15 protein-coding genes are annotated in these 13,161 nt (G+C 72.5%); 4 read left to right on the forward strand and 11 right to left on the reverse strand.

Annotated elements, in window-relative coordinates; all coding sequences use genetic code 11:
- Positions 1-49 precede the first annotated feature (49 nt).
- The gene (locus tag N5096_RS10780) at positions 50-421 is read left to right on the forward strand and encodes a thioredoxin family protein (RefSeq protein ID WP_267664633.1); all 372 of its coding nucleotides are present in this window, start codon (positions 50-52) and stop codon (positions 419-421) included.
- 83 nt (positions 422-504) lie between these two features.
- Here N5096_RS10780 and N5096_RS10785 read toward each other — a convergent pair whose 3' ends face one another.
- The 9 genes from N5096_RS10785 to N5096_RS10825 all read right to left on the reverse strand — a co-directional run bounded on the left by N5096_RS10785 (position 505) and on the right by N5096_RS10825 (position 7,661).
- Positions 505-771 carry an elongation factor 1-beta gene (locus tag N5096_RS10785; RefSeq protein ID WP_267664634.1) on the reverse strand — a complete coding sequence of 89 codons (267 nt, stop codon included), beginning with the start codon at positions 769-771 and terminating at the stop codon, positions 505-507.
- 1 nt (position 772) lies between these two features.
- Positions 773-952: an HVO_2753 family zinc finger protein gene (locus N5096_RS10790; RefSeq protein WP_123113203.1), complete on the reverse strand. Its 180-nt coding sequence runs from the start codon at positions 950-952 to the stop codon at positions 773-775.
- 138 nt (positions 953-1,090) lie between these two features.
- Positions 1,091-2,326, reverse strand: coding sequence for a tripartite tricarboxylate transporter permease (locus tag N5096_RS10795; RefSeq protein WP_267664636.1), 1,236 nt, complete (start codon positions 2,324-2,326; stop codon positions 1,091-1,093).
- A gap of 106 nt (positions 2,327-2,432) precedes the next feature.
- Positions 2,433-2,627 carry a 30S ribosomal protein S17e gene (locus tag N5096_RS10800; protein WP_267664637.1) on the reverse strand — a complete coding sequence of 65 codons (195 nt, stop codon included), beginning with the start codon at positions 2,625-2,627 and terminating at the stop codon, positions 2,433-2,435.
- 93 nt (positions 2,628-2,720) lie between these two features.
- Complete coding sequence (locus N5096_RS10805; RefSeq protein WP_267664639.1) at positions 2,721-3,407, reverse strand: DUF447 domain-containing protein; 687 nt, start codon at positions 3,405-3,407, stop codon at positions 2,721-2,723.
- Entirely contained in the window at positions 3,404-4,366 is a 963-nt protein-coding gene (locus N5096_RS10810; protein ID WP_267664640.1) for a triphosphoribosyl-dephospho-CoA synthase, read from the reverse strand. Before N5096_RS10810 ends, N5096_RS10805 begins: the two co-directional genes overlap by 4 nt.
- Entirely contained in the window at positions 4,363-5,181 is an 819-nt protein-coding gene (locus N5096_RS10815; protein ID WP_267664641.1) for a tRNA-dihydrouridine synthase, read from the reverse strand. Before N5096_RS10815 ends, N5096_RS10810 begins: the two co-directional genes overlap by 4 nt.
- Entirely contained in the window at positions 5,178-6,209 is a 1,032-nt protein-coding gene (gene cofD / locus N5096_RS10820; RefSeq protein WP_267664643.1) for a 2-phospho-L-lactate transferase, read from the reverse strand. Before cofD ends, N5096_RS10815 begins: the two co-directional genes overlap by 4 nt.
- 531 nt (positions 6,210-6,740) lie before the next feature.
- Positions 6,741-7,661, reverse strand: a complete 921-nt coding sequence (locus N5096_RS10825) for an isoaspartyl peptidase/L-asparaginase (protein WP_267664670.1) — start codon at positions 7,659-7,661, stop codon at positions 6,741-6,743.
- 157 nt (positions 7,662-7,818) lie between these two features.
- Between N5096_RS10825 and N5096_RS10830 the strand changes: the two genes are divergently transcribed.
- The 3 genes from N5096_RS10830 to icd all read left to right on the forward strand — a co-directional run bounded on the left by N5096_RS10830 (position 7,819) and on the right by icd (position 11,822).
- Positions 7,819-9,417 carry an HTTM domain-containing protein gene (locus N5096_RS10830; protein WP_267664645.1) on the forward strand — a complete coding sequence of 533 codons (1,599 nt, stop codon included), beginning with the start codon at positions 7,819-7,821 and terminating at the stop codon, positions 9,415-9,417.
- Between the two features lie 80 nt (positions 9,418-9,497).
- Positions 9,498-10,472 (forward strand): glycosyltransferase family 2 protein, encoded by a 975-nt coding sequence (locus N5096_RS10835; protein ID WP_267664647.1) that lies wholly within the window; start codon positions 9,498-9,500, stop codon positions 10,470-10,472.
- A gap of 87 nt (positions 10,473-10,559) precedes the next feature.
- Positions 10,560-11,822, forward strand: a complete 1,263-nt coding sequence (gene icd / locus N5096_RS10840; RefSeq protein WP_267664649.1) for an isocitrate dehydrogenase (NADP(+)) — start codon at positions 10,560-10,562, stop codon at positions 11,820-11,822.
- Between the two features lie 68 nt (positions 11,823-11,890).
- Here icd and N5096_RS10845 read toward each other — a convergent pair whose 3' ends face one another.
- Positions 11,891-12,328 carry a DUF5809 family protein gene (locus N5096_RS10845; RefSeq protein WP_267664651.1) on the reverse strand — a complete coding sequence of 146 codons (438 nt, stop codon included), beginning with the start codon at positions 12,326-12,328 and terminating at the stop codon, positions 11,891-11,893.
- Positions 12,329-12,364: 36 nt separating this feature from the next.
- Positions 12,365-12,850, reverse strand: coding sequence for a DUF5810 domain-containing protein (locus tag N5096_RS10850; protein ID WP_267664652.1), 486 nt, complete (start codon positions 12,848-12,850; stop codon positions 12,365-12,367).
- Between the last annotated feature and the right edge of the window lie 311 nt (positions 12,851-13,161).

Consider the following 13,161-nt stretch of genomic DNA (forward strand, 5'->3'; position numbering starts at 1 on the left):
GTCGCTCCGAGCGAGCGTTTATCCGTGTCCGAGCCCAATAATGCTCGTAATGTCCAATACTACGGCCGACAGCGCTGAATCAGACGGAGACGGGAACGTCGGTCGTCCGAGCTCGCTCGCCGACGCGGACGCGCTCGACGCCTTCGTCGCCGACGCGGACGCCGCGATCGTCGAGTTCTACACCAACGGCTGTAGCCTCTGTGACGGGATGAAGCCCGTTCTCGCGAACGTCGCTCGCGATCTCGGCGTCGACGCCGCGCTCATAAACCCCCGTGACGACGCGCCGCTCGTCGAGCGGTTTGACGTGCGGAGCGTCCCGCTGTTCGTGCTGTTCGTCGACGGCGAGCCGGTCGCGCGCCGCGCGGAGGGGTTCGTTCCCGGCGAGGAGCTCGCCGCGTGGGTCGAGGAGCACGCGGGGTAATCGGTCGCTCTCGGGACGACTGGCGCAGGCGCTCTTCGGATGTGAAAAGCGAAAACGCGGCCGAACACCGGCCGTGGTTGTTTTTAAAGTCGACCGACGTTCTCGACGGCGACGGACTCGACGCCGTCGACGTCGTCGAACGCCTCCTCGACGGCCTCGGTGCCGCCCGCGCCGTCGGGGACGATGACGGTGGGTAGAAGCGCGACGAGCCCGAACGCGACGTCGTCGCGCTGGAACCCGCGGATCTTCGCGCCCTGGGGGAGCGACTCTTCCAGTCGGTCCTGCAGGTCGTCGAGGTCGACGTCGGGGCTGTTCGGCATGATCTTGATCTTGGCAGCGACGTCTCCCATGCTACGGCCCTCGGAAGCCGCAGTCGGGACACTCGTAGAGGTTGCTCTGCTTCCGGCACTTGGCGCACCGGTGGATGGTCGTCCCGCAGTCCGGGCAGGAGAATCGCGCGGCGTTCATGCCGGCCACCTGAATACCACAGGAGACACACTGTCGGGTGCCCTGCGTTTCACTCTCGCTCATACACAGAACCACCACCGCGCGACTTTTAACCGTTGTTCTTTGGGGGCGACCGGAGAGCGCGGCTTGCGCCACGGTACCGCGACGCTCGCGCGTTGAGACCGCCGGTCGCGGCGCGGCCCGTCGGCGTATCCACACCCCTCAACCGACGATCAGCGGTCCGATCAACACGCCCATCAGGTGGACTCGCCGGGCACCGACCCGGGGCGGGACGAGCCCCAGCGCGCCGGCGACGGCGAACACACCGACGCCGAACGGTCCGGCGAACAGGAACGAGACGCCGGCGAGCAGCGCCAACACGCCGACCGACAGGCGGGTGTAGTCGGCGTTCCCGACGACGCGGAGGTAGGCGTCGCCGACGAGGAGAACGAGTGCGAACCCGCAGGCCGACGCGATGCCGGCGGCGACGAGGAGGGTCGGCAGCGCGAAGGGGACCTCGGCGCGGTCGATGGCGACCGTGACCCCCGTCCGCGGGGTGCCGAGCGCGACGAGCGCGAACAGCGCGAATATCGTGTTCGCCGTGTTGGCACCGCTCGTGGCGACGATAAACCCCCGATCGCCCTCGTCACGCGGGACCGCTGGCAGCGCGGCGACGGCGGCGATGGCTGCGGAGACACCGGGGATGTACCCGACAACCGCGCCCGCGAGCGACCCGGCGCCGGCGCTCACCCCGAGGTCGGGGCGCCCCATCGTGATCCGCGCGTCGGCCTGCGGCGGGACGCCCTCGCCGCCGAGCGCGTCGACGAGGACCGGGGCGCCGAACAGCCCGGCGAACAGCGGCGCGAGGACGCCGCCGGCGTCGAGCGGCGCCGCGGGGTCGACGTCGAGGGTCGCGAGCCCGAGCGCGGCGCTCGCGAGGAACGCGAGAGACCCGCCTATCGCGGCCCGCTTCGACGACTCGGTGAGCACGAGGAAGGCGACGACGCCGGTCAGAAGCAGCGGGAGATGGGCCCGAACAGTCGGGTAGCCGCGCATCATGACCCACGTGATCGGCACGGCGAGGGGGACCGCGAGCGCCACGGCCAGCCCGGACCCGACGGCGGAGAGCCGGATCGCCTCGCGGCCGCGCCCCGCGATCACGAGCCGGTGGCCTGGCAGCGCCGCGACCGCGGTGGCCGCGTCCGGGACGCCGAGCGCGAGGGCGGGGACGATGTCGAGGAAGGAGTGGACCACGCCCGCCCCGAGCATCGCGACGCCGACGAGCAGGGGGTCGGCGGAGACCGAGGGAGCCAGCCCCGCGAGCAGCAGCGCGAAGTTGTTCGCGTGGAGACCGGGCACGAGCCCGCTCAGGGTGCCGAGCGCGACGCCTCCAGCCAGAAACGCGAGCGCGGCGGCCGCGAACGTCGGGTCGACGACCGGCCGGACGAGGGCGTCCATCGCGGCGAGGTGGCCGCGGCTTCGGTGATAAGTCGCGGGGCGCTCGGACGGACCGAGCGCGGCGGCTCGGGAGGAGCGAGCCGAACGGTCGAAAACTCGGAGCCCGTTAGGCCTTCTGGGCCGCCTGCGCCTTCTTCTGGGTGACGTAGCCGGCGATCCGGTTGCGGACGCCCTTCGACTCGACGGTGGTCAGGGCCGTGACGCTCTCCTTGTTCGTCTCGAAGTCCGTGTTGAACGAGTCGGGGTACTGCTCCAGCAGGACCTTCCCGAGCTGCTTGATGTACTTGGGTTTGATGGCCATACCGAGCGATACCGCCGGCCCGAACTAAAAGGGTTCGTTACGCCGCGAACGGCCCCGAGGCGGTATCACGCCGGGGGAGCCACATGGGTTCGTTCAGGACTCGTCGTCGCCGCGGTCCCGCTCTCGCTCGTCTGCCTCCGGCTGCCCGAGCGCCCGCCACCCGGTCGCCTCGTCGATCCGGGCGAACGCGTCGCGCTCGGCCGGCCCGCCGCAGCGGTCGACCACGTCGGCGAAGTACGCGAGGCGGTCGAGGAGTTCGTCCGTGTCGAAGCCGGGCACGTCGAGCCGCGAGGCGGCCACCGTGGCGTCGATGACCGCGCCGAACCCGCGGTTGATCGTCGGCACGCGCTCCCGACGCACCGCCCTCTCGACCGGGTCGAGTGCCCAGGTCCGGATCGTGGTGTCGCCCTCCGTCTCGCGCCCGACCTCATCGACGGTCACCTCGACCCACGCGTCGGCCCCTTCGAGGACGGGGTCATCGGTCTCCCGGACCGTCAGCGCGGCGTCGACGAACGTCCGCGGATGGGTCGTGAACTGGACGACGCCCCCGCCGCGCTCGGTGAAGTTCCGCCACGTTCGGGTGCGCCCGTAGGTCCGCGCAGTCACGGGGTCACCGGGCTCGGCCGGCGCGTGGAGCCCAAGCGCTGCGACGTTCCAGCGGTCGTTCGGGCCGAGCGTCGTCACGACCGACTCGGTGACGCCGCGGAGCGCGACCGGCCAGCCGTCGGGCGAGGGGGCGCCGGCTCTCGGCCGGTCTCGGTCGGGGGCGCCGTCGCTCACGGCGCCACCTCCGCGCCGCGTCGGAGCGCCACGTACAGCGCGGCGGAGGTGAGGTCAGCGGTCGTCCCGGGGTTGATCCCCTCGTCGACGAACGCCGTCGCCAGCGACTCCGCGGCGTCGAGGTCGGCCCGGTGAACGCTGTCGGCGTGGATCTCGTCAGTGTCGGCGGGGCCCGCGGAGCCCGGGTCCCCGCCGCCGAGCAGCGCGGCGGCCCGGGCGCTCGCCCGGCGGGCCGTTTCGGGATCGTGGCTCGCGGCGACCAGCGTGTCGGGCTCGGCCGCGAGCAGTCCGAGGAACGCGCGAGCGGCCCGATCGGTCAGCGGCCCCGTGTCGGCGCGGATCCACTCGGCGGCGCGGAACGTCCGCGGGAACCCCTCGACCCACTCCTGCGCGTTGCGGTCGGGGACGCGGTCGGGGTCGTCGGGGTCGGCCGAGATCGCCAGCACGTCTCGCAGCGTCAGCCCGCGATCGCGGAGGACTGAGGCCGCGTCGCTCCCGCGGCGCACGTCGAGGTCGGCCGCGTCAGCGGGGGGGTCCGCGACCGCGACGTCGACGTGCTCGAACGCGCGGTAGAACGCGACCGCGTCGTCGACGGTGGCGTCGCGGGTCACGCGGTCGACGGTAGTGGGGGTAAGGCGGCCCGCGGGTGACGAGTCGGTGTCGTCCACGGTCGCGCGCAGCAGCGGAACCAAGAGCAGCAGGCAGCCGAACTGGGTGTTCGTCCCCGCGCGGTCGGCCATTCCCGCCACCCCGCGCTCGAAGGCGTCGCCGACGGACGCCTCGTCGGTCGCGGCCAGTTCGAGCCCCTCGCGGGCACCGACCGCCCCACCGAGGAACGACTCGAACCGGAGGTCGTCCAGGTCTCGTCGGCGGTCGACGTTCCCGGGTTTGGGGGTACCGGCGACCTCGAGGAGGAGCGCGAGGGTCGCGTCGTCGACCGGGTCGCGCGCGGCGCTCACGGTGACGCCCCCCGGGGAGGGTTCGGCTCGTCAGCCGGCAGCTCCCCGTCGCGCCACGCGCGCACCGCGTCGGCGACGCGCGCGAGCTCGGCCGGGTGTTCCGTCGGTCGCCCGACGCTGACGGCGTCGGCGCCGTACGCGGCGTACTCGGCGACGGTCCGCCGACCCCGGACGCCGTTGTTCGCGATGACGGTGAGGTCGGTTCGGAGCGGTTCCCCCTCGTCCGCGGTCAACTCTGCCACGGCCGCCTCCGAGTCCATCGCGTCGACGTGAAGCCAGTCGGCCCCCGCGTCGGCGACGGCGTCCGCGACGGCGACGAGGTCGACGCCGGGGACGCCGGCGCGGACCTTCACGCTCGTCCGGGCGTCGGTCTCGGCCGCGGCGGCGACGGAGTCGACGAGCCGGTCGGGCTCGCGGAGGAGGGACTCGCCGCAGCCGACCGCGCGGAGTTCCGGCTGCCGGCAGTGGGCGTTGACCTCGCAGACCGCGCCGCGGTCGGCGCAGACGGCGGCCGCCTCGCGCACCGGATCGACGGTCGCGCTCCGAACGTTGACGCCGGGGCGGACCGGGGCGTCGGCGAGCGCCGCGAGCTGACGGTCGATCCACGCGAGGGGGTCGTCGGGGAGGAACTCGGAGCGTCCGCGCGCGGCGAGGTCGCGGGCCGCGGCCCGGCTCGCCGGGTCGAGCGCGATGCCGCCGAGGACCGCCGCGTCGACGTGGGGGGCCGCGGCACGCGCCCAGTCGGCGTCGGCCGCGCCGCTGAGGCTGGCGGCGGCGAGGAACGGGGTCGAGCCGTCGTCCCCGTTCGCCGTCACTCTGCCACCTCCGCGTCGGTCGTCGCCGCGTCCGCCACCGCCGCCAGCGCGCGTTCGCAGGCCCGGGCGACGCGCTCGGCGTCGTCCGCGTCGTCGATCTGGGTGTCGGTGCGCTCCACGCGGCGGTCGGGGAGCTCGGTCGGATCGTCGTCATCGAGGACGAACGCGTCCGCGAACGGGTAGGCGTCGGCGACGCCAGCGGTCGAGGGGTCGCGGCCGAGGCCGGCCATCAGGTCGGCCGCCGGACCGGAGAAGACCTCGTCGCCGACGAACGGCGAGACCGCGACGACCGGCGTCTCGGCCAGCGCCGCCTCGAACCCGGGGAGCGCGAGCATCGGACCGATGCTCGTCACGGGGTTGGAGGGGCCGATGACGACCGGATCGGCGAGCGCCTCGCGGACCGCTGCCGTCGGCTCCGCGTCGTCCGCGCCCCGGAACTCCACGTCGGCGACGGCGGGCTCTCCCCGACGCGCGACCCAGAACTCCTGGAAGTGGAGCGTCTCGTCCGCCTCGGTGTGGATCAGTGTCGCGACCGGCTCGTCGGCCATCGGGAGGAGGTCGACGGCGAGGTCGAAGGCGTCCGCGAGGGTTCGGATCGCCTCGGTGAGGGAGTTCCCCTCGTCGATCAGGCTCGTGCGCGTGACGTGGACCGCGCGGTCGCGGTCGCCGATCTCCATGAACTCGCCGACGCCGGAGAAGCGCCGCCAGCGGGCGATCTCGCGGCCCGCCGTCTGCGCCTCGTCGTCGAGGTAGCGCGGCGCTGTCCCGAGCCCGACCGCCTCGGCGAGCCGCCGCAGCTCGTCGTGGGTCGCCGTCGTATCGTCCGCGATCCCCCACCACGTCTCGCGGTCGAGGACGCCGCCGCCGGCGAACAGCACGGTGTCGACGTCGGGGCAGACGAGGTGGCCGCCGAGCTCCACGTCGTCGCCGGTGTTGGCGACGACCGAGACCCCCTCGGGGTCCCACACGCGGGTCGCCCCGTCGAGGAGCTTCGGCGTCCCCGTGCCGCCGGCGAGGAACGTGACCATACGCGGGCAAGGCGGCGGGCGGATTTGTATCCTCGCCTCCGCGGGCGACGGGCCGAAGCGGAATGGTTGTCACAGAGCTGTTTATAAATGACCGGCGACGCTCAGCCGATTTGTACTGTCGGCGCGTGCCTGCGAGCGGCCGACAGGCCGCGACAGCTATGTACAAAAACGATGCGGTCGGCGCGTGCCGCCGAGCGCCCGCAGGGCGCGAGGTGCGCGCGAGGGAGTCGGGCGGCCGGAGCGAAGCGGAGGCCGCCCGACGAGGCTGGGGAGGCGTGAGACGCGGCTGCGGTGCGGTCTGGGTGGGACTCAAAGGGGCAGCCGCGAGGGCCGGGGAGGCGACGCAAGCACTGCAAGGAGCGAACGAAGTGAGCGACTGAAGCGCACAGCAAGCGTGCGCGGCCCTCGCGGCTGGGGCGTTGGAGATGGTCACCGCGAAGTCAGCGATCACGTATAGCCGAGCGGCTGGGGCGTTGGAGATGGTCACCGCGAAATCTGTTATTTATAAACGAGCGCCCGCCGTGTCAGCGACTATTTATAAGTGATACTCGTCTGCATCCCCTCGGTATTAAATGCGCTTCCGGCCTCGTCTTCCCCGAGAACGATCACGCCGGCCCCGGATCCCGTGATCTCTTCGAACTCGTCGATCGCTCGGTCGGCCGCTTCCTGCGCCCCGACTCCCTCCTCGAGATACCCAGCGGCGCGCCGAGAGAGCGTGACGCGCGCGATGTCCTCGCCGGCCCCGGTCGCGCTCGCGCCGCCGGCCTCGGTACAGAAGAAGCCGGACCCGACCTGCGGCACGTCGCCGACGCGACCCGCAAGGGCGAACGACCGACCGCCCGTGGAGGTCGCCGCCGCGAACCGCTCGCCGTCGGACGCGACGGCGCCGACCGTGTCGTGGTCGGGCGCGCGACCCGGGTCGCCGTCGCCCTGGGAGCCGTTTTCCAACCCGCCGCCGGCCTGATCGCCGCCCGATCCGAACCGCGTCGCGAGCCAGTCGAGGTGCTCGCGCGGGCCACCTCGCGGCGGGTCCTCGCTCTCGTAGCGCTCGCGCGTCTCGTCGGTGAGCAGGTCGACGCCCGTCTCGACGCCGAAGTCGTCCGCGAGTTCGACGGCGTGGTCGCCCGAGACGAAGACGTGCGGTGTCTCCGAGTGAACGACGCGGGCGACGCTCGCGGCGTGCTCGACGCCCGACATCGAGCACGCCGCGCCGGCCTCGCGGTCCGACGTCATCACCCCCGCGTCGGTGCGGACGACGCCGTCGGACTGGACCGCGCCGCCGACGCCGGCGTTGAACCGGGGGCTCGATTCGAGAGGTGCGAGCGCCGCCTCGACGGCGTCGAGCGCGGTGTCGCTTTCGACGCCGCGCTCGGCCGCCTCGTCGAGCGTCTCCTGTCTGGGCGCCGGCTCGTCCGGGACGCCGCCGGCGCCGCCGTGGACGACGACGCGCATCGGGGGTCGCTGTGACATACCGGCAGGTTCCGCGGCGGTCGGATAAGCGTCCGGGAAGCGGCGGGCGGTGGCGCCGGGCGGTCGGGCGTCGCGCGGCCGGTCGCCGTCGGTCCGCGCCGCAAGACCTATTCCCGCCCCTCGGGGAGTCGCAACCATCGTGAGCGACGACCGAGGACGCGCCGGCGACGACGCTCCCGGCGGTTCCGAACCGGGTTCCGCCGGAGAGTCGACCGGTCAGAGCCCGCTTCGTCGCCGCCTCCGGAACGCAGTCGGGGTCCGTGTCGGGGTCGACCGGCGCGCGCTCGCGGCGTTCCGGATCGCGCTCGGGACCGTCCTCCTCGTCGACCTCGGGTTGCGCGCCCGGAACCTGAGGGCGTTTTACACCGACGCGGGCGTCCTCCCGCGCTCGGCGCTCGCGGAGGCGTACCCCCTCGCCGCTCGCTTCTCCCTCCACGCGGTCTCGGGGGCGACGCCGCCCGTCGCGCTGCTGTTCCTCGTCGCCGGGGCCGCCGCCGTGGCGCTCGCGGTCGGCCACCGGACCCGGCTCGCGGCCGCGGTCTCGCTGGTCCTGCTCGCGTCGCTGCAGGCGCGGAACCCGTTCGTCCTCAACGCGGGCGACAAGCTGCTCGCACAACTCCTCGCGGCCGGGCTGTTCTGTCCCCTCGGCGCGCGCTGGTCGCTCGACGCCGTGCGCGGCAGGCCGTCGAGCGGGGAACTCGTCCACACGGCCAGAAACCGCTTCGTCGGCCCCGCCTCGGCGCTCCTGTTGGCCGTCGTCGTCGTGGTCTACCTCGCCAACGCGGTCGAGAAGCTCCGAGGGACGGCGTGGCTCCGCGGCGAGGCCGTCGGGCAGGTGTTCCGGCTCACGTACCTCCACGGGCCGCTCGGAGAGTTGTTCCCCGAGGTGCCGGCGCTGCTCGCGGTCGCGACCTACGGCTGGCTCGCGCTGCTCGTCGCGTCGCCGCTGCTCGTCGCGTCAGCGGGACGGGTCCGGGCGGCGCTCACCGGGAGCCTGGTCGCCGCGCACCTCTCGATGGCGCTCGCGCTCCAGCTCGGTGTCTTCCCGCTGGTGTCGGCGGCCGGCCTGCTGCCCTTCTTCCCGCCGTTCGTCTGGGGTCGCGTCGAGGAGGTCGTCGGGCCGACCGGGGCGCGGCTCCGCCGGTCCGCGGAGTCGGTTCTCGCCAACGACCCGCGAAACGGAGGGCCGAGAGATCGGGCGACTCGCGGCCCGCCGGACCGAGCGGTCGGCACGCCGCCGGGCCGGACAGTCAGCGGTCGCGTCGCGACCGCCGTCGCCGCCGTCCTCCTCGTGTCCCTGCTCGCGTGGAACGGCATGGCGGTGGGGCTCGTCGACGCGCCCGAGCCCGTGGCGACGACCGCGGACCCGACCGAGTACGGCTGGGACATGTTCGCGCCGAACCCGAGCTCGATCGACGCGCGCCTCCTCGCGACGGCGACGACCGCCGACGGCGACGCGGTCGACGCGCTGTACGGCGACCCCGTCGCGGTCGACCGACCCCCGTCGGACGCGCGGGCGTATCCGACCGCACGCTGGCGGAAATACCTCACCCTGCTGGCGGGCGACGGTGCGCCCGGTCGCGTCGACCCGCTCCTCGCGTACCTCTGTGACCGGTCGGCGGGGCTCGCGGGCGAGGGGGCGGCGTCGGTGACCGTCTCGATGGTCGAAATCGACGTCACGGAGGGCGGAGAGGCCCGGGTCCGGAAGCTCGGGACGCGGGGGTGTCGGTCGGGATGAACCTCGGGACGCGGGGGTGTCGGTCGGGGTGAGCCCCGGATGACTGGCTATTTATCCGTGTGCCTCCCGAACCGACCGGCGTGACGGACAGCGAGCGATCCCGGCCGCCGACCTCCGTGCTCCTCCCGACAGTGCGCTGGACAGAGGCGTGTTCGGAGGTGGCGGCCCAGCTCGGCGCGGACGACGAGCTGCTGGTGATCTGCGACACCGACGACGACCCGGTGGCCGAGCGCCGGAGCGAGGGCGGCGGAAGCGACGATGACGGGAGGTCCGAGGATCTCCTCGACCGAGTTCGGGTCGTCCTCGCGGGAGAACCCGAGGGGTGTTCCGGGAAGGCGAACGCGATCGCGGTCGGGATGGAAGCGGCCGAACGCGACCGGATCGTCTGGACCGACGACGACTTCCGGCACCCGCCGGGGTGGCTCGCGGGGCTCAACGCCGACTACGAGCGACAGGGGCCGACCACGGAGGTCCCCGTGTTCGTCGGGACGGACCCGCTCGGGCGGTTCTTCGAGCCGGCGTACGTCATCGGCGGGACCCTCCCGGTCTCACGGGGCGGGATCGCATGGGGCGGCGGGGTCGTCTTCGAACGCGGCGACCTCCGCGACGGGGAGGCGACGTTCCTCCGGGACCTCCGACGCACCGTCAGCGACGACGGGACCCTCGCCGAGCACCTCGACGTGAGCGCCGCCGACCGCACCCGGACCGTCGCCGCGGGCGGGTCGCCGCGGGAGTCGCTGGAGCGGTTCGTCCGGTTCCTCCAGATCACGCGACGCCACACGCCGCTGGCGACCGCGTTCAACGTCGCCCTCTCGGTCGGCCTCGCGTCGCTGTGTCTGCTCGCGCCGGTCGCGGGGGCGGCGCTCGTCACGGCGCTGTCGGGGGCGACGTACGCGCGGTTCGGGGTCCGGCGGGCGACGTTCCTGCTCGCCGGTCCGTCGGTGATCGCCTCGCCGGTCTTCCTCGCGTACGCACTCACGCGGCAGACGTTCGTCTGGGGCGGGCGACGCTACCGGTGGCGGGCGATGTTCGACGTCGACGTCGAGTCCGTCTGAGGCTCAAAACCGGCAACACCTGCGAGCACGGCGCTCACGCCGAAAGCGGCAGGCACTTCAAGCCACCACCAGAATCGGCGGACGTTCATGAGCTACGATAAAGTCGACGTCCCCGAGGACGGCGAGGCGATCACGCTCGCCGACGAAGAGACCGGCGAGCTGAACGTCCCGTCGAATCCCGTCATCCCGATCATCCACGGCGACGGGATCGGCACCGACGTCGGGCCGGCGGCACAGCAGGTACTCGACGCGGCCGCGGAGGCGACCGGCCGCTCCATCGCCTGGATGCGCGTCTACGCCGGCGGCTCCGCCCGCGACAAGTACGGGGAGAACCTCCCCGAGGACACCGTCTCGGCCATCCGCGACCACCGCGTCGCGATCAAGGGCCCGCTGACGACCCCCGTCGGTGCCGGCTTCCGGTCGCTGAACGTCGCGCTCCGCAAGACGCTCGACCTCTACGCGAACGTCCGCCCGACCTACTACATCGACGGCGTCCCGTCGCCCGTCAAGAGCCCGGAGGAGATGGATATGGTCACTTTCCGGGAGAACACCGAGGACGTCTACGCCGGCATCGAGTGGGAGGCCGGAACCGACGGCTCTGAGGAGGTACGCGACTTCCTCGAACAGGACATGGACGTCGCCGACGTCATCCACGACGGCCCGGTCGGCATCGGCGTCAAACCCATCTCCGAGTTTGGCTCGAAGCGCCTCATCCGCGAGGCGGTCGACTACGCGCTCGCGAACGACCGCGACTCAGTCACGCTCGTCCACAAGGGGAACATCATGAAGTTCACCGAGGGCGCGTTCCGCGACTGGGGCTACGAGGTCGCCGAGGAGGAGTACGGCGACGACGTCATCACCGAGGACCAGCTCTGGGAGGAGCACGACGGCGAGCGGCCCGAGGGCACCCTCGTCGTCAAGGACCGCATCGCGGACAACATGCTCCAGCAGCTGCTGACCCGGACGGACGAGTACGAGGTCATCGCGACGATGAACCTCAACGGCGACTACATGTCCGACGCCGCCGGCGCGCAGATCGGCGGCCTCGGCATCGCGCCTGGCATCAACCGCGGCCACGGTCGCTGTCTCGCCGAGCCCGTCCACGGCTCCGCGCCCAAGTACGCCGGCGAGGACAAGGTGAACCCCACCGCGATGATCCTCTCCGGCCGCGAGATGCTCGAGTATCTCGGCTGGTCCGACGCCGCCGACCTCGTGCGCGAGGCCGTCGAGGAGACGATCGCCTCCGGTCGGGTCACCTACGACCTCCACCGACAGATCGAGGGCGGCGAGAAGCTCGCGACCAGCGAGTTCGCCGAGGCGGTCGTCGAGAATATCGACGAACTCGCCTAAGCGTCGCTTCCCGATTCGGCTCGTTTTTATTCGACTCACTCCGACACCGAGCCGCGCCGCCGGAAGGGTTACCGCCCAGACTCGTAGAACTCCTCGCGGTAGACGCGCCCGAAGGCGTTCCGGCGGAGGGTGCTGGCGGCCGCGTCGGGCTCCGCTTGAAACGTCGCCGCGACGACGGTGTCCGCGAAGGGGATCGGGTGCCAGACGAGGTTGTCGACGTTGTCGGAGCCGATCCGGACGACGTCGTCCCCGTCGAACTCGCTGTCGGCGAGCCACGCGTCGAACTCGGCCTCGTCGCCGACGTGGACCGCGAGCAGCTCGGCGAACGTGGCGTCGCGGGCGGTCCGGACCACCTCGGGGGTGACCCGGTCGTCGTACTCGTCGGCACCGAACTCCATCGCCTTCGTCGCCTCGCGGACGACGACCTGCGCGACCGGACCGACCTCCTCGTAGCGCTCGAGCGCGTCGGCGCGGGTCTCGGGAGCGAACGTCCCTCTGGTGTGCATACCGGGCGTTCGGCGTCGATTGAAAAGGGCGTTCCGTTACGCGGACGGATCGTCGGGGGCGTCGTCGGAGGCGTCGTCGGGGGCGTCGTCGGAGGCGTCGTCGGGGGCGTCGCCCTCGCCGTCCCCCTCGAACATCTCCCGGGTCATCTCGCGGGCCTCGCGCAGCGCGGCCTCGGTCTCCGGGTCGGTCGGGCCGGCGGCGCCGCGATCGGTCGGGTGGTCGTGGTGCTGGCCGCCGTGGCCGGCTCCCGCCTGTCCCGCGTGGTCGTGCTCTCCGAGGTCGACGTCGGGGCGCCCGCGGTCGACGGTGTCCTCGAACACCTCGTGGTACTCGGCGTCCTCGGCGTGCGGCGTCACCGCGTCGGCGAGCCCGGCGGGGTCCCGCCCGCTCCAGTCGGGGACGCGGTCGTCGAGCCACGCCTCGTGGTCGTCGCCGTGAAGCATCGCCGTGAACGCGAGGTGGTGCGCGAGGTGCTCGCCGTCGCGCTGTGGGGTCTCGCAGACGGGGCACGCGTATCCCATTATGCGTCGGAGTTAGCGCGTGAGCCGTAAATCGGCGTCGAACGATTCCGGCGATCAGACGTTTATTTATAAGTAATTGAGTCGGGTCGGCGGAGAACACCTCCAAAGCCCCAGCCGCTCGGCTATACGTTCTCGACCACACTGCGGAGAACACCTCCAAAGCCCCAGCCACGAGGGCTCGCGCGACTCGCTGCGGTCCTCAGTCGCTCGCGTCGCTCGCTCCTTGCGGTCCTTACGTCGCCGTGCTTCGCCCTCGCGGCTGCCCCTTTGAGTCCCGCCCACACAGCACCGCAACCGCACCTCACGCCTCC

It is taken from the genome of Halorubrum yunnanense, assembly GCF_026586675.1.
Taxonomy (GTDB): Archaea; Halobacteriota; Halobacteria; order Halobacteriales; family Haloferacaceae; genus Halorubrum; species Halorubrum yunnanense.